Origin of the sequence: Embleya sp. NPDC005575 (genome assembly GCF_040605455.1) — a bacterium.
In the GTDB taxonomy this organism is placed as follows: domain Bacteria; phylum Actinomycetota; class Actinomycetes; order Streptomycetales; family Streptomycetaceae; genus Embleya.
This window is the reverse complement of sequence record NZ_JBEXCV010000077.1, coordinates 1-20498: the sequence shown is the minus strand read 5'-3', so window position 1 is coordinate 20498 and position 20498 is coordinate 1. Positions and strand designations below refer to the sequence as shown.

Sequence of the window (20498 nt, the reverse complement as noted above, 5' to 3'; positions counted from 1 at the left end):
AGAGGCGGACACAGTGTTCACAGCTCCTCCCCGGAGCGACGCAGCGCGCGGATGTAGAAGACCGTGACCACGAGCAGGATCAGCGTCATCAGCACGCCGATCGCCGCGCCCAGGCTGTAGTCCGAGGACGCGAAAGCCTTTTGGTACGCGTACACGTTGAGGACCAGGTTCTGGCCGGCGATGCCGCCGCCCCCGGTCATCACGTAGATCTGGGTGAAGACCTTGAAGTCCCAGATGATCGACTGGATCACCACGATGGTCAGGATCGGTCGCAGGATCGGCAACATCACGTGTCGGAAGGTGGTCCACGTGGACGCACCGTCCAGGCGGGCCGCCTCCAGGACCGAGACCGGGATCGACTCGATGCCCGCGTACAGCGAGATCATCACGAACGGGAACGAGTGCCACACGACCACGACGCCGACCAGCGCGAACGCGGACCACTTTTCGTAGAACCAGTTGTGGCCCTGCATGCCCAGGACCTCGTTGACCAGGCCCAGGTTGGTGTCGAACAGGAACATCCACACCGTCGAGCCGGTCATCGCCGGAGCCGCCCACGCGCCGAGCGAGGCGAACAGCAGCAACAGACGCGGCCACTTGCCGACCCGGGTCAGCAGCACCGCGAGCGCCGCGCCGACCGCGAGGGTGGCCACGACGCAGGCCGCCGCGAAGATCACGGTCTGGAACAGCACGTCCCGGAACCGGTCGTCGCCCAGCAGGGTCGAGTAGTTGTCGAAGCCGACGAACTCGGCCACCTCGCCCGCCGACGCCTGCGGCTGGCCGAACTCGAGGAAGGAGAGCAGCCCGAGCTGGTAGAGCGGGTAGCCGAACAGCGGGATCAGGACGACCGCGGACGGCAGCAGCAGCCAGAACGGCATCCACGAACGGCGCCGCCCGGACTCGATCTTGTTCGCGCCGCCGCGCGGGCGAACCGGGGCCGAGGCCGGCTGGTGCGCCCGCGCGGGCGTGGTGGTCGTGGTCACCGTGCTACTTCCCGGCGAACGCGTTGTCGATCGCGGTCTTGGCCTCGCCCGTCGCACCCGGGACGTCGGACTTGCCGGTGACCACCTTCTGGAACATGGTCGGCACCACGGCCTGCGAGTCGATCTTGGCCCACGAGGCGTCCTTGGGCACGAACTTGGTGCCGGAGTTCAGGGTGTCGATGAACGGCTTGAGCCACGGGTCCTTGGCGACCACGTCACCACGCGCCGAGGCGAGCGTGGGCAGGTTGCCCATCGCGTCGAACATCTGCAGCTGGTACTTCTTGCCGCCCAGGATCTTCATGAAGTCGACCGCGAGTGAACGGTGCTGCGAGGACTTCATCACGCCGAGGTCGTTGCCACCGGAGAAGGCCGGCGCGATCGAGCCCGGGGTGTTGCCCGGCAGCGGGACGACCGCGTACTTGCCCTTGGCCACGCCCGCCTCGACCGCGCTGCGCGAGGAGTTGGGCAGGATCGCCATGCCCGCGGTGCCGGCCGCGAAGGCCTCCACCGTCTTGCCGCCGGTCAGGTCGGCGCACTGCTGCGGGGGACAGATGTCCTTGCTGAACAGGTCGGTGTACGCCTTGACGCCCGCCTGCGACTGCGGCGAGTCGATCACGGCCGCGTACTTGCCGCCCTGCTGGGTGGCGATGTCGCCGCCGTTGGCCCACAGGAAGGGCAGACCACCGAAGGTGTACTTGCCGCCGACCGCGATGCCGAGCATGTCCGGCTTGGCCGAACGCACCTTCTTCGCGGCCTCGACCAGCTCGGCGTACGAGGTCGGCGGCTTGATGCCGAGCTCGGTGAACACGTCCGTGCGGTAGTACAGCGAGCGCAGGCCCAGCCACCACGGCAGACCGTAGGTCTTGCCGTCGACCAGCGTGGTGTCCTTGAGGTCCTTGGGCAGGTCGCCCACCTCGGACCAGTTGGCCAGGTCGACGGAGATGTCCGCGAGACCGCCGGCCGCGACGTAGCCGAACAGGTCGGTGTTGCCGAACTCGACCACATCCGGCGCGCTGTTGGGGTCGTTGAACGCGCCCTTCATCTTCTCCGCGCGCGGGCCCGCGTCGGTCGGTATGTAGCCGATCTCGACGGTCACCTTCGGGTGCGCGGCCTTGAAGTCGGCGACGGCCGCGTTGACGACCTTTTCCTTGGGCGCGCGGTTCGCCTCGTCGTACAGCCACACCTTGAGCGTGCCGGTCTGTTCGTCGGCGGACTTCGTCTTGGACGCCGTGCCCGGCGCGCACGCCGCCAGCGCGATGCCGGCCACTGCGACGGCGGCCAAACTCCGGATCTTCACGACAATTCCTCCTGCGGCGAGGCAGGCCGGAGCGACCGCGGGCGATGCCGCGACCCGAGGGTCGGCCTGTAGGTCTGGACGTCTGCATCAATCGACACGAACGGGCCGCAAGGGGAAACATCCGGTGCGGCGTGAGCGGGACGTTAGAAAGCGGTGCCGCGTTCATACAAGGCGTCCCGCCGAACGTTGTGCACTGCAAAACTGTGTGCTGCGAAAGTGGCACCAAGCGCTCACGGACACGTAACGTCCCTGCTCGGTCGACCTGTCGACCACTGCACACGGCAACACCCCGCGCACGGCCGACCAGGACATCCGGCAAAACACACGGCACAGGCACGCGGCATTCGGCCGCACAGGCACACGGCAACGCACCGCCCGGCCCGGGACACCGAAGACACCGGGCCACTGGACAGCGACACACCGGGACACGAGCGGATCACGAAGGGTAGGGAGTGCGCGCATGTACGACGTACTGCTGCGCGGCGGGCAGGTGCTCGACGGCACCGGCGCACCCGCCTTCCGGGCCGACGTCGCGATCACCGGCGACCGGATCGCCGCGATCGGCCGGCTGGACGGCGCACGCGCCCACACCGAGCTCGACGCGAGCGGCCGGTACGTGGCGCCCGGCTTCGTCGACGCCCACGTGCACGGCGACGCCGCCGTGCTCGACCCCGAGGTCCAGCTGGCCGCCCTGCGCCAGGGCGTGACCACCTTCGTGCTCGGCCAGGACGGCCTGTCCTACGCCCCCGCCACCCCCGCCGCGCTGGCCTTCGCGACCCGCTACTTCGCGGCGATCAACGGCACCCACCCCGGCCTGGGCGAGGGACCGGTCTCGGTCGCCGACCTGCTCGCCACTTACGACCGCACCACCGCGGTCAACACCGCCTACCTCGTGCCGCACGGCACCGTCCGGCACAGCGCGCTCGGCCCCACCGCGCGCGCCGCCGACGCCGCCGAGCTGGCCGCGATGACCAAGGCGGTCGAACAGGGCCTGGACGAGGGCGCGTGCGGGTTGTCCACCGGCCTGGAGTACGTGCCCGGCCGCTACGCCGACACGTCCGAGCTGGCCGCTCTGCTCGCCCCCGTCGCGGCCCGCGGCCTGCCGCACGTCTCGCACATGCGCGGCTACGAGGCCGCCGCCGGCCCGGCCATGCGCGAGATGCTCGACGTGGCCCGTGCCGCCGGCGTGGCCACCCACGTCTCGCACTACCACGGCCCGGCCGAGGAACTGATCGCGATGGTGGACGCGGCCCGGGCCGAGGGTCTGGACCTCACCTACGACGCGTACCCCTACCTGCGCGGCTGCAGCATCCTGGCGATGGTCGCGCTGCCACGCGCACTGGACGATCCCGACCCCGACAGGGTGGTCGCCGCACTGGCCGAACCGGCTACCCGCCGGCTCCTGGCCGGCGAGGTGGACCCGGCCCTGTGGCCCCGGATCACCCTCGCCCACGTGCCCGCCGCCGACTTCCGCTGGGCCGAGGGCCGGCGGCTGGTGGATGCCGCCGCCGAGGTCGGCGCGAGCCCGGCCGAGTTCTGCGCCGACCTGCTGATCGCCACCGGCCTGGTGGCGAGCGCCGTGTTCGACCAGCCGCCGACCAACAGCGACGAGTCGGTCCGCGCGCTGCTGCGCCACCCCGCGCACATCGGCGGCTCGGACGGCATCTACATCGGCGGCAGCCCGCACCCGCGCGGCTGGGGCGCGTTCGCCCGACTGCTCGCCCGGCACGTGGTCGAACTCGGCGACTGGACCTGGGAACAGGCCGCGGTGCACCTCGCGTCGCACCCCGCCCGCCGCTTCGGGCTGACCGACCGGGGCCTGCTCCGGGTCGGTCTGGTCGCCGACATCGCGGTGGTCGACCCGACCCGGGTGGCCGACCTCGCCGATTACGGCGACGCCCGCCGACCCGCCGCCGGCATCGACGACGTGCTGGTGGCCGGTGTCCCCGTACTCTCGTCCGGAGCCCTGACGGGTCACACGCCCGGGCGCCCGGTCGGACCGTCCTGAGGACATGCCAGTGAGCATTCACGAGCACGAGCGCGGCGCCGACGACGCGCCGAGCGAATCGCGCGGCGAGACCCGAGGCGAATCGCGCGGCGAGTGCAGGCCGGCACCGCCGCGCAACCAGTCCGCATCACTGCGCCGCGCCCTCGCCGTCCTGGAACAGGTCCGCGACCACGCCGGCGCCGAGGGCCTGAACCTGACCGAACTCGCCGACGCGCTCGCCCTGTCCAAGAGCACCGTGCTGCGCCTGGCCCAGCCGCTGCTGGACACCGGGCTGCTCGCCCGCGACCGGCGGCACGGCCACTTCCGACTCGGCCCCGGCGCGCTCGCGCTCGGCCAGGCGTACCTGTCCGGTATCGATCTGCGCACCGCCGCCGCCGAGGAGGCGCACCGGCTCATGCGCGAGGCCGGCGGCACCGTGCACCTGTGCGTGCCGGACGCGCCGCACATCGTCTACATCGACAAGGTCGAGAACGAGACCGCCGTGCGGATGGCCTCGCGGATCGGCAGCCGCGCGCCGATGTACTGCACGGCCGTCGGCAAGGCGATGCTCGCCTGGCTGCCGGAGGACGTGTTCGCCCAGGTGGTCGACGCGGGCCTGCCCACCGTCACCGCCCGCACGCTCACCGACCCCGCACTGCTGCGCACCGAATTGGCCCGGATCCGCAACCGGGGCTACTCGGTCGACGATCGGGAGAACGAGCCCGAGGTGCGCTGCGTGGCAGCGCCTATCTTCGACCACAACGACGTCGTGGTCGGAGCCCTGTCGGTCTCCGGTCTCACGTCCCGCGTCACCGCCGCGCGAGTCCGCGAACTGGGACCCGCGGTCGCGGCGGCGGCCCTCCGTGTATCGCGCACCCTGGGAGCGACCCGATGACCCTCGACTCGTACACCAAAGGCACCTGGCTGCCGTATGAGGAACTCACCGACGACGAACTCGGCGCCGCCGAACACAGCCTGTTCGACGGGCCGTTCACGTGGCCGGTGATGGTCGCGCGCAAGTCCGCGCTGCTCGCGAACGTGGCCACGATGGCCGAGTACACCGCGCGCCACGGCGTGCTGTTCGCGCCGCACGGCAAGACCACCATGGCGCCCGAGTTGTTCGCCGAGCAACTGGCGGCGGGCGCCTGGGGGATCACCGTGGCGACCGCGAACCAGGCACTGGCCGCACACCGGTTCAAGGTGCCGCGGATCGTCCTCGCCAACGAGGTCTTGGACGAGAAGGTGCTGCGCTGGGCCGCCACCCGGCCCGACCTGCTGTTCTACGTGGACTCGCAGGCCGGTGTGGAGGTGGCCGCCCGGGCGCTGGCGGCGGTGCCCGGCGGGAAGTTGTCGGTACTGATCGAGCTGGGCCGCACGGGTGGGCGGACCGGCTGCCGCGGTACCGCCGAGGGTGTCGAACTGGCCCGGGCCGCGGCTGCGGTGCCGGGGCTGACCGTGGCGGGTGTGGCCGGCTACGAGGGTGGCCTGCCCGACGCCGCGGCGGTGTCCGGGTGGTTGCGCGAACTGGCGGACCTGGCCGACGAGATCGCCGACCTGGTACCCGGCACGCCGATCGTCTCGGCGGGCGGCAGCGCGTGGTTCGACGCGGTCGTGGACGTGCTCGCGCCGGACGGCAAGCCGCTCGCGGACCGCACGATCATCCTGCGCAGCGGTGCCTACGTCTCGCACGACGACGGCCTGTACGCCCGCGTGACGCCGTTCGTGCGGCACCCCGAGGAGGGCTCGCTCGCGGGCGCTCTGGAGGTGTGGGCGCAGGTGGTCTCCGCGCCCGAGCCGGGGCTGGCCGTGCTCGGCGCGGGTCGCCGCGACGTGCCCTTCGACCAGGACCTGCCGATCCCGTTGCGGGTGCGCGCGCTGGACGGGACACTGCGCGAAGCGGGGCCGGCACGCGTGGTCAAGCTCGACGACCAGCACGCCTACGTCGACCTCGGCGACAGCACGATGGCCCCCGGCGAGCTGGTCTGCCTGGGGATCTCGCATCCCTGTACGGCCTTCGACAAGTGGCGCGCGGTGCCGGTGGTGGACGACGACCACCGCGTCGTGGATGTGCTGAACACCCACTTCTGAGCCGGTCGCCGGACCCGAACCCCGAGCACCCGGCCCCGGATCCGCCGCCCGACTCGATCTTGAAGCGATCCCCGGATCGATCCCCGATCCGATGCCACCGACGACGCGAATCTGGCGAGAGGACATCATGACCGCCGAACCCCGGGAAGCCCCGGACGTGGTCACGCTCGGCGAGACGATGGTGCTGCTCACCGCGCCGCACATCGGCCCGCTGCGGCACGCCCGCACGCTCGACGTCGCCACCGGCGGGGCCGAGACCAACCTGGCGATCGGGATCACCCGACTGGGTGGGCGGGCGGCCTGGATCGGTCGGGTCGGCGACGACGAGTTCGGCCGGCTCGTGCTGGCCGTGCTCGGCGGCGAAGGGCTGGACACACGCGGCGCGGTGGTCGACCCGGACGCGCCCACCGGGCTGATGGTCAAGGCCCGGCGGACCAGCGCGGCCACCGACGTGCGCTACTACCGTGCGGGCAGCGCCGGTTCCCGGCTGTGCCCCGAGGACGTGGACCCCGCGCTGGTGCGTTCCGCCCGGATCCTGCACGTCACCGGTATCACGCCCGCACTGTCGGCGACCGCGCGCGCGGCGGTGCGCGCGGCCGTGGCCGAGGCGAACGCGGCCGGCGTACCGGTCTCGCTCGACCTGAACTACCGGCAGGCGCTGTGGTCGGCCGAGGACGCGGCGACCGAACTGCGCGCGCTGGCCGCCGGTGCGGACATCCTGTTCGCCACCGAGGACGAGGCCCGCCTCGTGCTCAAGGCACCGGCACACACCCCGGTGCTCGACCTCGCCCGCGACCTCGGCGCGCTCGGCCCCACCCAGGTGCTGCTCAAGCAGGGTTCGCGCGGCGCCGTCGCGGTTGTCGACGGCCGCGTGCACGAGGTGCCGCTGCACCGCGTCGACGCGGTCGACCCGGTGGGCGCGGGCGACGCGTTCGCCGCCGGCTATCTCGCCGAGCTGGTCGAGGGCGGATCGGTGGCGGCCCGGGTGGCCACCGCGGCCGCGGCCGGCGCGTTCGCGGTCACCGTGCCCGGCGACTGGGAGGGACTGCCCCGCCGGGACGAGCTGCGGCTGCTCCAGCACGACGACGCCGTCGCCCGCTGAAGCATCGGCACACGTACCGTCCACAACATTCGAGAATTCGATCAGGAAAGCGAACCGCCATGACTCACAAGGAAATTCGCACCGATGCCGCGCCAAAGCCCGGTGGCACGTACTCGCAGGGCATCGACGCCGGCGACTTCGTCTACACCGCGGGCATGGGCCCCATCGACCCGGCGACCGGTGCGACCGTCGGCGACGACGTGGCGACCCAGACCCGCCAGGTACTGGACAACCTCAAGGCCGTGCTGGCCGAGGCCGGTCTCGACTTCGGCCACGTGGTGAAGGTGACCACCCACCTGGAGCACCTCAAGCGCGACTTCGCCGGCTACGACGAGGTCTACCGGGAGTACTTCACCGCGCCGTACCCGGTACGCACGACGGTCGGCTCGGACCTGATGAACATCCTGGTCGAGATCGACGTGGTGGCCCGCCGCCCGTGACGTCGGCGGGCGCGGTCGTCACAGCGGCTGGAGGAATTCCAACCGGTTGCCCACCGCGTCCTGCGCGTAGCACCGACGATGCCCGGGGAACTCCCCGTCGGGGACGACCTCGGTGCCGTTCGCGGTGAGCCGGGCGATCACCTCGTCCAAGTCGGAGACCAGGATGCCGGGATGCGCCTTGCGCGCGGGCCGGAAGTCGGCCTCGACGCCGAGGTGGATCTCCAGTGTGCCGGCGCGCACCCACAGGCCGCCGCGCGCGGCCAGTACCGGCGGCTTGGCGACCTCGGTCATCCCCAGCACGCCGAGGTAGAAAGCGCGGCACGCGTCCTCGCTGCCGGCCGGGATGGCCAGTTGTACGTGGTGCAGGGCGAAGGATGTCATGCGCGCATCCCTACCCCACCGCCGCGCCGCCGCCAAACCTGGTGCGGGTCGGGCGCCGGGCTCGACGCGACCCGCCGCCCCGGCGTGACACACGGCAAGGCCCCGCTCGATGCGCGGAAGAACGCACCGGGCGGGGCCGAGGCGTCTTCTCAGCCGGCGTTGACGCAGGTGTTGCCGAAGGTCGGGTTGATTGCCGCGAGGAAGTTGAAGCTGTTGCCGCAGAGGTTGACCGGGATGTGAACCGGAGCCTGAAGGTTGTTGCCGGAGATCACGCCGGGGGAGCCGACGGCCGCGCCATCCGCGTCGGAACTGGCCATGGCGGGGCCGGCAGCGCCCGCGAGAGCGGCACCCACAGTGGCGGTCAGGACGGCGGCCTTGGCGATACGCGACATCTTGTGTCGGTCCTTTCGGTTCGTACAGTTCCACCCGCGGCGGGTGGATCCTGCACAACGCGTCAAAGCGCCGTCGGATACGGCGACATGGCCGAACGAGTGGCCGCGACCGGCGAAATTACCCCGGATGGTCGGCAGCACGCAGCCGCAGGGCCAGTTCCCGGGCCACCTGCGCGAGTTCCGCGGGGGCGGTCGCGGCCAGCGCGCCCAGTACCTCCGCCGTCGCTTCGACGACCGCGCGCGGCACCGTCACCGGGGCCAGCCCGTCCAGCACCGAACGCGTTCGCGCCGCGACCGGCGCCGGCTCGAAGGGCTGCGGGGGAGTGGCCTGCCCGGCCGGGCCGATCGGATCCCCGTCCGGCCCGGGGCCGGGAATCAGGCTGCGCAGACCTCTGGGCACGGCGGGCACTGTCATTCCACGGAAGTTAGTGCAACCGCCGTCGCGAGTTTGCCTGTCGGGCGCGATTTTCGGCCATCACCCGCAGTTTCCCCCGGGGTTTCATCCTGTCGGGTGACGGCGCTGTCGGATTCGGCGGCTAACGTTCCCGCCAACCTGGTCACCGGCGCCGAGCGCCTTGTGCCGCTTGGCATTTGACGGGGTGTCACCGACATTCGCGGACAGCATGGAGGGAACGATCGTGGGATGGATCCGGGCGGGCGACTATGAGGTCGCCCTGCAGGACGGCAAAGTGGTGTGCCGCAATGCCAAGGGGCGGCAACTGAAGTCGGTGCCCGGGAAACTCGCCGAGGACCCGGCCGTGGTCGGCCTGCGACAGCTCGTCGAGTGGCTGGAACGGCACGACCGTTCGTGCCTGGACGCGGTCGAGCGCTGGATGATCGGCTCGCTCCCGGTCCCGGTCGCGCTGCTCTCCCGAGTGTGGCCGGATCCCTCCTGGCAACGGGTCCTGCGCGACCTGGTGGTCACCGCCGACGGCGCCGACGTGGCCGGATTCCTACGCGGCGCGGACCCCGAGCGCGGCGTCGGCATCGTCGACCCCGACGGCGACACCGTCTACCTCGACGCACGGACCATCCGGATCCCGCACCCGGTGCTGCTGGAGGACCTGGAGGACATGCGCGAGTTCGCCGTCGAACTGGGGGTCGAGCAGCGCGTGCAGCAGCTCTACCGCGAGGTGTGGCACCGACCCGCGGACCTGGACGGCACCCGCAGCGGCGTCGAGGAGTTCTCCGGCGGGCGCTACGACCAGTTGCGCTTCTTGATCGGCCGGGCCACCCAGCTGGGCTACCAGGTGCGCGGCGGCCAGGCCGTGTGCGCGGTGCTCGACGGAGACCGCGAGGTCGAGGCCCGGATGTGGCTGGGCGACTACGACGGCTACGAGTCGACCGAGACGGGCACGGTGTCCTGGACCGAGGGTGGCAGCACGCTGACCCTGGACCGGGTCCCACCGGTGGCCTGGTCGGAAGGCATGCGCATGGGCGCCGCGCTGTACGCGGGCCGCACGATCGAGACCACGGAGGCCGCGGCATGAACAACACCGGCGTGAGCACCACCCCCGACACCTCGCGCGGCCTGCTGGACGCGGGCGGCATCCTGCCTGTCGGCACCCTCACCGGTGACGACATCGACACGCTCACCGTGCGCACCTACCTGCACCCCGCGTTCGAGAACCGACCGATCGTGCGGCTGGTCCCGGCGACCCTGGGCGAGGCCGAGGACCTGGCGCTCGGCTTCCTGGGCCTGACCCGCGAACCGGACGCCCCCGAGGTCGGCCAGGTGCGCCGCGAGGCGCTCGGCTTCCCGGCCTGGGCCCTGGTCAACGACCCCGCCAACGGACACCACGCGCTGGCCCTGGTCCGCGACATCGAGCGGCTGGACCGCCAGGCCAAGACCAGGCCCGGCGCTGCCAAGGACGGCTTCGGCGAACTGGCCGTGCGACTGGGCCGGGCCGTACCGCACTTCCTGCCCACCTTCCACGAGCAGGCCGCGCGGATCTTCCTCAAGCACGACAACAAGACCTACGCGTCCGCCTTCTTCGGCAAGGCCCGCGAGGCCGAGCGGGTGCACAACCTGCCGATCGAGGAGGAGCGGCTGCGTGCGGTCTTCCTGGAGTTCGCCTTCGCCGGCGCGCTGACCGCCAAGGCGCTCAAGGAGCACGCCAAGGCGCTGGCCGTCCGGCTGGGTCCCGCGCAGGCGTGGGTGCAGTTCCGCCAACTCGCGGTCGAGCGCTGCACCGCGGGCATGCCGCCGTACGCCGGTCTGGCCGAGGACGCCCGCGCGCTGATCCGCGCGGCCGGCGGCGACCACACCGCCGAGGAGTTCGCCCTGCTGCGCGAACTGCTGGCCACGCCGGCGATCGGCCGCGCTCCGCTGTCCTTCTGGAAGGTCAACCGCAAGCCGCTGGCGACCCTGGCCGCCGCCGAGCCCGAGACCCAAGCCCGCCTGCTGGAGATCCTGCCCACCCCCGGCGGCTCCACCCCGGACGCCGAACTCGACGACTTCTGGCTCGACCTGCTCGCCGAGGCCGGCGCGCTGGACCTGCTGGTCGACGGCGACCTCCCGGCCGGCATCCGCGCGCAGTGGCTCACCCGCTGGGCCGCGCACTGCCGACGCGGCTGGCGGTACAGCCCGCGCAGCGAGCGCACCGCGAACCTGGTCACGCGGATGGCCGGTGCGCTGCGCGCCGAGGCCGTGCCGGTCGGCCTGTTCAGCGGCAACGGCCGGTATGCCGGCGTGGACGTCGACCTGCTCGACGTGGCCCTGACCGAGGGCATACCGCTGACCGACCCGGACCCCATGGGCTCGTTCGATCTCAACGAGTGGTGGAGCGACCAGGCCGCGGGCCGCCACGAGTTGGCCGCGATCGCCGCCGACGAGCGCCACCTCCCGCTGCTGTACCGGGCGATCGGCAACCTCAAGAGCTCCCACCACGCGGCCACCGCCGCGCATCCCGTGCTGCGCGGCGTGCTCGCGAACTGGCTGACCGAGCAGGGGGCCAAGGTCACCGCCGCGGCCGGGCTGCCCGACGCCGAACGCGAGTTCAAGGTGCTCAACGAGTTCCGCGAGGTGGTCCTGGAGGTGACCCCGGACGTGGTGACCCGGGTCCGCGCGTTCGACGCGGTCGCGCTGCTGGCCGACACGCTGCGCGCCGGCGTCTACGACGAGCTGGGCTGGCCCGCCCTGGACGAGGCGGTCGAACGTTTCGGCCGCAAGGGCGACATCCGGCTCGACGAGGCATGGCCCGCGCTGGTGCTCTCCACCGACAAGCGCGCCGTCGTGGTCGGCCCCGAAGGCATCCTGCTCGAACACGAGCTGCGCCTGCCCAAGGAACGCATCTCGTGGCAGCGCCCCGCCTTCCGTTACGTGGACGGACAACTCCTGGTCGCCTGGTACAACAAGGAATACGACTGGGAGGCGTACTGGTCCGGGCGCCCGAACGAGATCTTCCCGGTCACCGGCGAAGGCCCCAACAGCGGCTCGGATGCCAACTCGATGCTCTCCCTCGCGCTGCCCGACGGCGGTCGCACCACCGGCGGTCGCCCGCTGTACGCCGGCGACACCAAGCTGCCGCCACGCCGCGGCGTGCTCACCGACGGCACCACGCACTGGTCGCTCGACTTCGAGCGCAGCGACCGCAAGTGGACCGAGTACGACCCGGCCACCGGAATTCACGGCCGCGCCTCGCTGCCCGCTCCGTTCGCCGCCGCGGTCGCCGACGGAGGCGCGCTCATACCCGACCGGTGCGAGCTGCTGCCGCTGCTGCCCGGCCTGGAGCAGAGCCCGTTCGGCACCGATGGGAAGCTGCTGGGTCGCTGGGTCCGGATCGACGGCGAAACGATCACCGCGGGTTCGGTGTCCGGGCACACCGTGAGTGCTCCCGTGCGCACCCGGCGACACTGGGACCAAACACCGCTGGAGGTGCCGATCGGCGCGCTGCGCCTGCCCGGCGGCGCGGCTCCCACCGCCGTCATGGAGAACGGCAACGTGTCGCTGTGGTCCGGCGACGTGCTGCTGGGCCACTGCGTCGGCAACGGGGGCGGCGTCGAGCTGGCCCTGGGCAGCCGGATCGTCCCGCCGCTCGCGTTCTGGCACGCCCTGCGGCCGCGCGACGAGGCCGGCTCGCTGGCGCTGCGGGCGATCACCCACGAGCGGGCCGCCGCACTGGTCACCGAGGTGCACGCGGACCACGAGCGCGCGATGGCCGAGTACACGATCGCCAAGAAGTCCTCCCAGAAACCGTCCCGGCCCGACACGCTGCGGATCGACCCGGTGCACCGGCTGCTGCCCGAGCTGGGCCACGCCGGCCTGGTGCGCTGCGTCGCCGGGCTGGCCCGGGACACCGCCCGACTGGTTCGGCGCCTGCACGACTTCGGCACGGTCACCGTCAAGGAGCAGAAGGCCCGCGCGGTGCCCACCGGTCCCGCCCACGGCCAGGACGCCGAACTGAGCGCGGCGCTCGCCGGGATCGCGGGCACCAGCCGATACAGCTACTACGGCACGGGCCAGGCCGCGTGGAACACGGTGAACCACGTCACCGCGGTGGCTGCGGCCCTGGCCCGTACCGACGGTCCGGCCGAGTGGACGACCGAGCCCGATCGGCTCGCCGCATCGCACCTCTCGTGGCACGAACTGCTCGACCACCGGGCCGCGATGCTCGCCCGCGCACTGTCCCCGTTCACCTCCGAGGAGCACCGCGCGTCACTGCTCGTGGCGCTGGAGACGCTCGCCACCGGCCCGCTGGGCACACCCGCCGGGACGCTGCGCAAGGTCGTCCTGTGCGAGCCGACCGCCAAGAAGGGCAAGGACCGCAAGCGCCAGGGCCGGACCATGCGGCGCGGCGACCGTACGGTGTTCATCCTGGACAGCCGGTACCACTACGGCGACAAGGACCACTGGATCGCGCTCGACCACGACCCCTCGGGACGGTTCGAGGCGATCGACGGCTTCACCACGCACGAGGACTACCGCTACGTCGAACCGATGTCCCCCGAGCGGGTCGCCGCCGTGGTGCACGGGATCCGCGCGCACGGGCCCGTCCCGTGGCGGCCGGAGGCGGTGTCGACCCTGGTCGAGGGCACCGGCCTGGGCCGCGCCGAGGCGAGCGTGCTGCTGGCCGGCCTGACCGCGGGCGACCTGGACAAGGACCAGCGGGCCGTGCTCGGGCTCAAGGCCGCGGAGGCGACCAACGCCCGCGAGCAGCTGGACCGGCTCGACGGCATCGCACGGGCCGGCGTCCTGGGCGCGTTGATTCCCGAGCGTGCCGAGGATGTCCCCAGCCTGTGGACGACGGGCCACGACCTCGCGGCCGGCTGCCGGGCGTGGGACGCCGCGTTCGGCCGGGTGCTGCGGCTGCCCGAGGAAGTCGCGGCGGACGCCCGCGGCATTTCCTCCGCCGCGTTCGAGAATGTGCTCACGCCGGAATCGCGCAAGTGGATCACCGGCACCTCCACCCACACGATGGACACGAAGGACGGTCGGCTGCGCGCCTCCGACGCCGAGGCGGTGCCCAGCGGCAACGTCCTGCACGTCACCGTGTCCGCGCTCGCGTGGCTCGCCTACCGGCTGCCCTACGGCGACCCGCTGCGCGCACACCTGCCGCACGTGCTCGGCCTGCTGCGCACCCGGCTGGCCGATCCGGGCCTGGTGTTCGACCTGGACATCGAGTACGCGGAGAGCGGCTCCACCGCCACCCGACTGCGCGAGGCGGTCGGACTGCCCGCCACCGGCGGCGCGGACCCGGACGGTGTGCTGCGGATCGAGGACCGCTTCTGGCTTCGGCCCTGGTACGGCGAAAGCGAGTTCGCCGAGGTCCGGCCCGCCGGCTTCACCGGCGCCGACGACCCGTGGTTCGACCGGCTGATCGCACTCCGCGGCGCCGCGAACTCGACCTACCTGAAGTCCTTCCGCCGGATCCTGGACCCGGCCTTCGAGGAACTCCTGCGCGCCGACGGCCCGCCCGGCATCCAGCAGGACCCGGCGTACGCGGTGCCCGACCTGGTCGCCGAGGTGGCCAAGACGCACGGCATCGGCGAGGACGCGGCGGTTCTCTACCTCCAGTTGCTCGCCCTGCCGGACCCCACGGACCGTCAGGTCGCCCGCTGGACCGGGTGGAAGCCCGCACGGCTGAAGAAGGCCCGCACCGAACTCGCGGGCACCGACCTGGTCGTCGAGGCCAAGCGCTCGCGCGCCGGCCGCACGCTGTTCCTGCCCGGCGGCTGGAGTGCGCTGAAGAACCCGGCGCTGCCCCTGGAGACCTGGAAGGAAGGGCTGTACGCGCAGCCCGAGCACACCGCGATCGTGCCCGACTGCCCGGTGCCCGAACTCTTCCGCCGGGCCTGGCAACGTGTCCTGGACGGCGATGCGCCAGGCTTCGAACAACTCGTCACCCGCACCACCCGGAAGGGCCGCCGCTGATGGCAACCGCAACCGAACCCGCCGCGAGCGCGCGCCAGGTACAACCCCCCGAGGACCTGTACGCGCGGGAACTCGCCTTCCTGGCCGCCTACGACCGCGGCCCGCGGCCGCCGGCCTGGCGGCTGACCCCGCGCGCGGTGGTCACCTTCGTGATGGGCAGCGGCGACGAACTCAAGCTGCCCGAACCGGTCGACGGCCTGCCGCGCACCCTGACCATCGGCGCCAAGTTCGTCGGCGAACGCGCCCTCGTCGAGCGCTGCGTGGTCACCCTCGCCGGCGAACGCGGGCTGCTCCTGGTCGGCGAGCCCGGCACCGCCAAGTCGATGTTGTCCGAACTGCTGGCCGCCGCCGTGTGCGGCACCAGCGGGCTCACCGTGCAGGGCACCGCCGGCACCACCGAGGACCAGCTCAAGTACGGCTGGAACTACGCACTGCTGCTCGCCCAGGGCCCCAGCCGGGGTGCCTTGGTGCCCTCGCCGGTGCTCACCGCGATGACCACCGGCGCGGTGGCCAGGATCGAAGAGGTCACCCGCTGCCTGCCCGAGGTGCAGGACGCGCTGGTCTCGCTGCTGTCCGAGCGTCGGATCGCCGTCCCGGAACTGGCGGGCGGCGCCGACGCACAGGTGCACGCCGTACCCGGCTTCACCCTGATCGCCACCGCGAACCTGCGCGACCGGGGCGTCTCGGAGATGTCCGCCGCGCTCAAGCGCCGGTTCAACTTCGAGACCGTCGGCCCGATCGGCGACCACGACGCGGAGATGGCGCTGGTCCGCCGTCAGGCCAGGGCCGCGGTGGAACGCACCGGAACCGCCTACGCCGTCGACGACACGGTCCTGGAGGTGCTGGTCACCGCGTTCCGCGACCTGCGCACCGGCCGCTCCGCCGAGGGCTGGGAGATCGAACGTCCCTCCACCGTGCTGAGCACCGCCGAGGCGGTCTCGGTGGCGTCCTCGCTCGCGCTGGCCGCGGCCTACTTCCCGGGCGACCGGGACGTGCTGAGCCTGCTCCCGGGACACCTGCTCGGCGTCGCGAAGAAGGACGACCCGGCCGACGCCGCCCGGCTCCTGTCCTACTGGGACGCGGCGGTGCGCCGCCGCGCGGAGCACGGTTCGGCCACCTGGCGCACCCTGTGGGACCTGCGCGGAGTCCTGGAGGGCTGACGAGGTGTCGATTACACGTACGGACGGGCCCATCGACGAGGCCCGTCCGGCCGCCGCGCGCCTGGCCGCGTCCCGGCAGCCGTACCTGATCGGCGTGCGCCACCACGCCCCCTCGCTCGCCGCCGCGGTCCCGACCCTGCTGGACGCGGCCCGCCCCGACGTGCTCCTCGTCGAACTGCCACACGAGGCCGCGCCCTGGCTGGAATGGCTCGCGCACGAGGACACCCGTGCGCCGATCGCCCTGGCCGGCACCGGTCCGGGCGGCCTCGGCTTCTACCCCTTCGCCGACTTCTCGCCGGAGTTGGCCGCACTGCGCTGGGCCGCCCGCAACGGCGTCCCGGCGATCCCGTGCGACCTCCCGCTGGGTCACCCCGGATGGGACCGCAGCGACCACGCGCCCGAGGGCGACGGGGAGGGGGCGGCCGGTGCGGGCGGGCTGCACGCCGCGTTGCGCGACCGGCTCACCGGCCGGGCCGGCGACGACCTGTGGGACCGGCTGGTCGAGGCCACCGCCCCCGGCTCCGCCGCCGAGGCGATCCGCCGGGCCGCGCTCACCGTCGGCTGGGCCCTGCGCCGCGACGCGGGCACCGTGGACCCGGTCGACCTGCGCCGCGAGGCATGGATGCGCGCCACGCTGCACGAGGCGACCGCCGCGGGTGCGCGCGCCGCGGTCGTGCTCGGCGCGTTCCACGCGCCGGCCCTGCTCGACCGGGACACCACCGCACCCGCCGCCGAGATCGCCGACGTCACGATGTCGCTGATCCCGTACACCTATCCGCTCCTGGACGCGCGCTCCGGCTATCCGGCCGGCATCCGTGACCCGGAGTGGCAGCAGTGCGTCCTGGAATCCGGCGGCGATCCGGCCGCGCTGCGCGAGGCGCTGATCGCGGCGGCCGTGCGGATCTGCACCGACCTGCGCGGCCAGGGCCACCCCAGCGGACCGGCCGACGCCCGCGAGATCGTCCGACTCGCGGGCGACCTGGCCAACCTGCGCGGACTGCCCGCCGCGGGCCGCGGCGAACTACTCGAAGCGGTACAGACCGTGCTCACCCACGGCGAGCCGCTGGGCCGGGGCCGATCGGTGGCCCGCGCGCTCGAACGTGTCCTGGTCGGCAAGCGGGCCGGCCGCCCCGCACCGGCCGCACCGCGCAGCGGCCTGGGCCCCGAGGTGGAGCGCCGGATCGCCGAACTCGGCCTGCCCGGGCCCGCCGACCCGGCCGAGCGCGACCTGCGCCTGGACCCGCTGCGCAGCGACCTGGACCGGCGTCGCGAACTGCTCCTGCAACAACTGACGACCTGTCGGATCCCGTACGCCGAACCGGTCGCGGTGGTCGGCGCCGGCGGCGCGGACGCGGTCACCACCCGCTGGCGGGTGCGCTGGACCCCGTCCGCGGCGGCCCTGCTGGATGCGGCCGGCATCCGGGGCGTGACCCCGGAACAGGCCGCCGAAGGCACCCTGCGCGCGCAGCACCGAGCCGAACTCGACGAGGGCGGCCCCACCGCGGAACAGATCCTCACCGGCCTGGAACGCGCCGCCGCATGCGGGCTGACCGAGCTCACCGCCACCCGGCTGAGTGAGACCGGCACCACGTTGCCGACCATCGCCACCCTCCCGAACCTGCTCACCGCCCTGACCCTGACCGACCGCATCCGCGCAGGCCACCTGGGCGTCGCCCCCCAGACGACCCCTGCCCCGGGGACCCCTGCCCCGGCGACCCCCGAGGCGTCCGCCCCCGACCCGGTCGCCTCCGACCCGAAATCGGCCACGCCCGCCGGCACCGCCGTGGCCGCTCCCGACCCGAAGTCGGCCACGTCTCCCGGCGCCGGTGTGGTTGCCCCCGAGTCGCCCGCGCCCGACCCGGCCGCTCCCGACCCGAAGTCGGCCACGTCTCCCGGCGTCGGCGAGGACGTCACCCAGACCCTGCTCACCGCCGCCGTCCGCCACCTCGACGGCCTGACCGGATCCGACGACCCGGCCGATGCCCGGGCCTTGGCCGATCTGGCCGAGCGCGCCGACACGTTCGGCGGGATCCGGCTGAGCTCGGGGCTGGCCCGGCTGGCCGCCGACGGCTCGCCGCTGATGTCCGCCGCAGCCGGTGCGGTCCGGGTCCTGCTCGGCCACGAGGACGCGGCCGGCCTCGGCGACCGGATCGGCTCGTGGATCGACACCGCGACCACCCCGGCCGCCCGGGCCGACCTGACCCGCCGGTTCACCGGACTGCTCACCGCGGCCGGCCCGCTCCTGCAGATCGGCGGCCCGGTCCTGGCGGCACTCCTGAACCGCGTCGACACCCTCGCCGACCGCCCGTTCCTGGACCGGCTGCCGGCCCTGCGCGGCGGCTTCGACACCCTCAGCCCCGCAGCCCGCGACCGGGTGCTCGACGCGGTCGCCGACCACCTGGGCGACCGGGTGGACACCGACGCCGACCCGATCGACCTGGCCCGCTGGACCACCGCCGACCTGACCGCCCGAGAAGCCCTGACCCACCGCGGCCTACTACCCGCGCCCAACCCCGCCGCCGTCACCCCCGGCACCAATACCGCGCCCGACCCGGAAGCCGAACCTGCCCCGGAGATCGCGCACGCCCCGGAAACCGCTCCCCTCGGCGGGCCGCGAGGCCTCATCGGCTCGCCCGACGCCGTAATCCCGCAGCCTGCGGACCCCGCACAAATCCCAGCCGACCAAACCCCAACCGCAGCCCCGCTCCCCACCCACGACCTTCCAGGCGCCCTCCGCTGGAAGCTGATCCTCGGCCGCCGCTCGGACCGCCTCCAGGGCAACGCCGGCAAAATGGCCACCGCGCTCGACGAGCTCTACGGCACCGGCCGAGGCGAAGGCTCCCGCAGCGACCTCGGCGGCGGCGCCGGCGGCGGCCGGGAGGCCCCTTACCCCGGCGTCCGGGAATGGTCCGAGGAACTGATCGCCCTCTTCGGCTCCGACATCCGCGAGGAGGTCCTGGCCGCGGCTGCGGCAGCCGGCCGTACCGACGTCCTCACCCACCTCGACCCGGCCGCGGCCCGTCCCTCCGTGGACCTGCTCAAGACCGTGTTGGCCCACGCCGGCGGCCTCCCCGAGGCCAAACTCGCGCTGCTGCGCCCGCTGATCGCCCGGATCGTCGCCGAACTCACCCGTGAACTCGCCACCCGGCTGCGGCCCGCGCTCACCGGCATCACCACCCCGCGCCCCACCCGCCGCCCCGGCGGCGCGCTCGACCTGCCACGCACCCTGCGCGCCAACCTCACCACCGCCCGCCGCACGGCGAACGGCACCGTGGTCGTGGTCCCGGAGCGGCCGATCTTCCGCACCCGGTCGAGCCGCAGCAACGACTGGCGGCTGATCCTGGTCGTGGACGTGTCCGGCTCGATGGAGGCGTCGACCATCTGGTCCGCGCTCACCGCATCGATCCTGGCCGGAGTTCCGTCGCTGAGCACCCACTTCCTGGCCTTCTCCACCGAGGTGATCGACCTCACCGAGCACGTGCACGACCCGCTCGGCCTGCTTTTGGAGGTCAAGGTCGGCGGTGGTACGCACATCGCCGCCGGGCTGCGTGCCGCCCGCGAACTGGTCACCGTGCCCTCGCGCACGCTGATCACCGTGATCAGCGACTTCGAGGAGGGCTACCCCCTGGGTGGCCTGCTCGGCGAGGTGCGCACCCTGGCCTCCTCCGGCTGTCACATCCTTGGCTGCGCGAGCCTGGACGACGCGGGCCGCCCGCGCTACTCCGCCGCCGTGGCCGGCAGCCTCGTCGCCGCCGGCATGCCGGTCGCCGCCCTGAGCCCCACCGAACTGGCCCGCTGGGTCGGAGAGAAGGTCCGATGAGCACGCAGGGTCTGCCACCCGTCGCGCCGGACGTCACCGCCGACATCATCGAGGCACTCACCCCGCGGCTGCGCAAACGCCTGGACGCGGCGATCGACAAACTCGCCGCGTGCCCGATCGCACGCGACGGGGACACCGTGCGGATCACCGTCGGCGAGGATGCCGAACTGACCCTGTCCATCCCCACCGGATCGGTCACCCGCGCCGAGGATCTGCACTGCTCGTGCCTGCTCGCACCGGCCTGCGTACACCGCGCCGCGGCCGCCGCCTCGGCCCCGGTCGCCGACAGCGCACCCACAGCGGACACCTCCGACGCCCCCGACGCTCCGGGCACCTCCACCGACACCCCCGACCCCACCACGGCCACCGAACCGGCCCGAACCGCCGAACCCACCGAGCCCGCCGAACCCACCGCGGCCGAACGCGCCGCCGCCGACGCGTTGTGGACCGCCGGCGCCGCGATCGTGGACGCCGG

Annotated in this window: 14 protein-coding genes and 1 pseudogene; 10 read left to right on the top strand and 5 right to left on the bottom strand. The window is 73.0% G+C overall.

Translation table 11 applies throughout. The features are described 5' to 3' along the window. Positions 1–17 precede the first annotated feature (17 nt). Both ABZS54_RS24360 and ABZS54_RS24355 read right to left on the bottom strand, forming a co-directional pair. Complete coding sequence (locus tag ABZS54_RS24360; protein ID WP_355539865.1) at positions 18–905, bottom strand: sugar ABC transporter permease; 888 nt, start codon at positions 903–905, stop codon at positions 18–20. An 82-nt stretch (positions 906–987) separates the two neighbouring features. Then, positions 988–2280 carry an extracellular solute-binding protein gene (locus ABZS54_RS24355; RefSeq protein WP_355539824.1) on the bottom strand — a complete coding sequence of 431 codons (1293 nt, stop codon included), beginning with the start codon at positions 2278–2280 and terminating at the stop codon, positions 988–990. A 460-nt stretch (positions 2281–2740) separates the two neighbouring features. Here ABZS54_RS24355 and ABZS54_RS24350 point away from each other — a divergent pair, with 460 nt between their 5' ends. The 5 genes from ABZS54_RS24350 to ABZS54_RS24330 all read left to right on the top strand — a co-directional run bounded on the left by ABZS54_RS24350 (position 2741) and on the right by ABZS54_RS24330 (position 7897). Continuing rightward, positions 2741–4288: an amidohydrolase family protein gene (locus ABZS54_RS24350; protein ID WP_355539821.1), complete on the top strand. Its 1548-nt coding sequence runs from the start codon at positions 2741–2743 to the stop codon at positions 4286–4288. Positions 4289–4298: 10 nt separating this feature from the next. Beyond that, positions 4299–5162 carry an IclR family transcriptional regulator gene (locus ABZS54_RS24345; protein ID WP_355539818.1) on the top strand — a complete coding sequence of 288 codons (864 nt, stop codon included), beginning with the start codon at positions 4299–4301 and terminating at the stop codon, positions 5160–5162. Further along, complete coding sequence (locus tag ABZS54_RS24340) at positions 5159–6355, top strand: alanine racemase (RefSeq protein ID WP_355539815.1); 1197 nt, start codon at positions 5159–5161, stop codon at positions 6353–6355. The genes ABZS54_RS24345 and ABZS54_RS24340 overlap by 4 nt, the downstream gene beginning before the upstream one ends. Positions 6356–6482: 127 nt before the next feature. Next, positions 6483–7457 (top strand): sugar kinase, encoded by a 975-nt coding sequence (locus tag ABZS54_RS24335; RefSeq protein WP_355539812.1) that lies wholly within the window; start codon positions 6483–6485, stop codon positions 7455–7457. 59 nt (positions 7458–7516) lie between these two features. After that, complete coding sequence (locus ABZS54_RS24330) at positions 7517–7897, top strand: Rid family detoxifying hydrolase (protein WP_355539809.1); 381 nt, start codon at positions 7517–7519, stop codon at positions 7895–7897. An 18-nt stretch (positions 7898–7915) separates the two neighbouring features. Here ABZS54_RS24330 and ABZS54_RS24325 read toward each other — a convergent pair whose 3' ends face one another. From ABZS54_RS24325 to ABZS54_RS24315, 3 genes are all read right to left on the bottom strand, one after another. After that, the gene (locus tag ABZS54_RS24325) at positions 7916–8278 is read right to left on the bottom strand and encodes a VOC family protein (RefSeq protein ID WP_355539806.1); all 363 of its coding nucleotides are present in this window, start codon (positions 8276–8278) and stop codon (positions 7916–7918) included. A gap of 149 nt (positions 8279–8427) precedes the next feature. After that, positions 8428–8670, bottom strand: coding sequence for a chaplin (locus ABZS54_RS24320; protein WP_355539803.1), 243 nt, complete (start codon positions 8668–8670; stop codon positions 8428–8430). A 118-nt stretch (positions 8671–8788) separates the two neighbouring features. Next, positions 8789–9085 (bottom strand): hypothetical protein, encoded by a 297-nt coding sequence (locus ABZS54_RS24315; protein ID WP_355539800.1) that lies wholly within the window; start codon positions 9083–9085, stop codon positions 8789–8791. Positions 9086–9308: 223 nt separating this feature from the next. On the opposite strand from ABZS54_RS24315, the gene ABZS54_RS24310 reads away from it, so the two are divergent. The 5 genes and pseudogenes from ABZS54_RS24310 to ABZS54_RS24290 form a co-directional block, all read left to right on the top strand. Beyond that, entirely contained in the window at positions 9309–10160 is an 852-nt protein-coding gene (locus ABZS54_RS24310; RefSeq protein ID WP_355539797.1) for a DUF4132 domain-containing protein, read from the top strand. Continuing rightward, on the top strand, positions 10157–15043 hold the full coding sequence (locus ABZS54_RS24305) for a hypothetical protein (protein ID WP_355539794.1): 4887 nt from the start codon (positions 10157–10159) through the stop codon (positions 15041–15043). The genes ABZS54_RS24310 and ABZS54_RS24305 overlap by 4 nt, the downstream gene beginning before the upstream one ends. Then, positions 15043–16203, top strand: coding sequence for an AAA family ATPase (locus tag ABZS54_RS24300; protein ID WP_355539791.1), 1161 nt, complete (start codon positions 15043–15045; stop codon positions 16201–16203). The genes ABZS54_RS24305 and ABZS54_RS24300 overlap by 1 nt, the downstream gene beginning before the upstream one ends. Positions 16204–16207: 4 nt before the next feature. Next, positions 16208–20023, top strand: coding sequence for a DUF5682 family protein (locus ABZS54_RS24295; protein ID WP_355539788.1), 3816 nt, complete (start codon positions 16208–16210; stop codon positions 20021–20023). Then, positions 20020–20498 (top strand): annotated as a pseudogene (locus tag ABZS54_RS24290) (hypothetical protein); the annotation flags it as partial. The gene ABZS54_RS24295 and the pseudogene ABZS54_RS24290, both read left to right, overlap by 4 nt.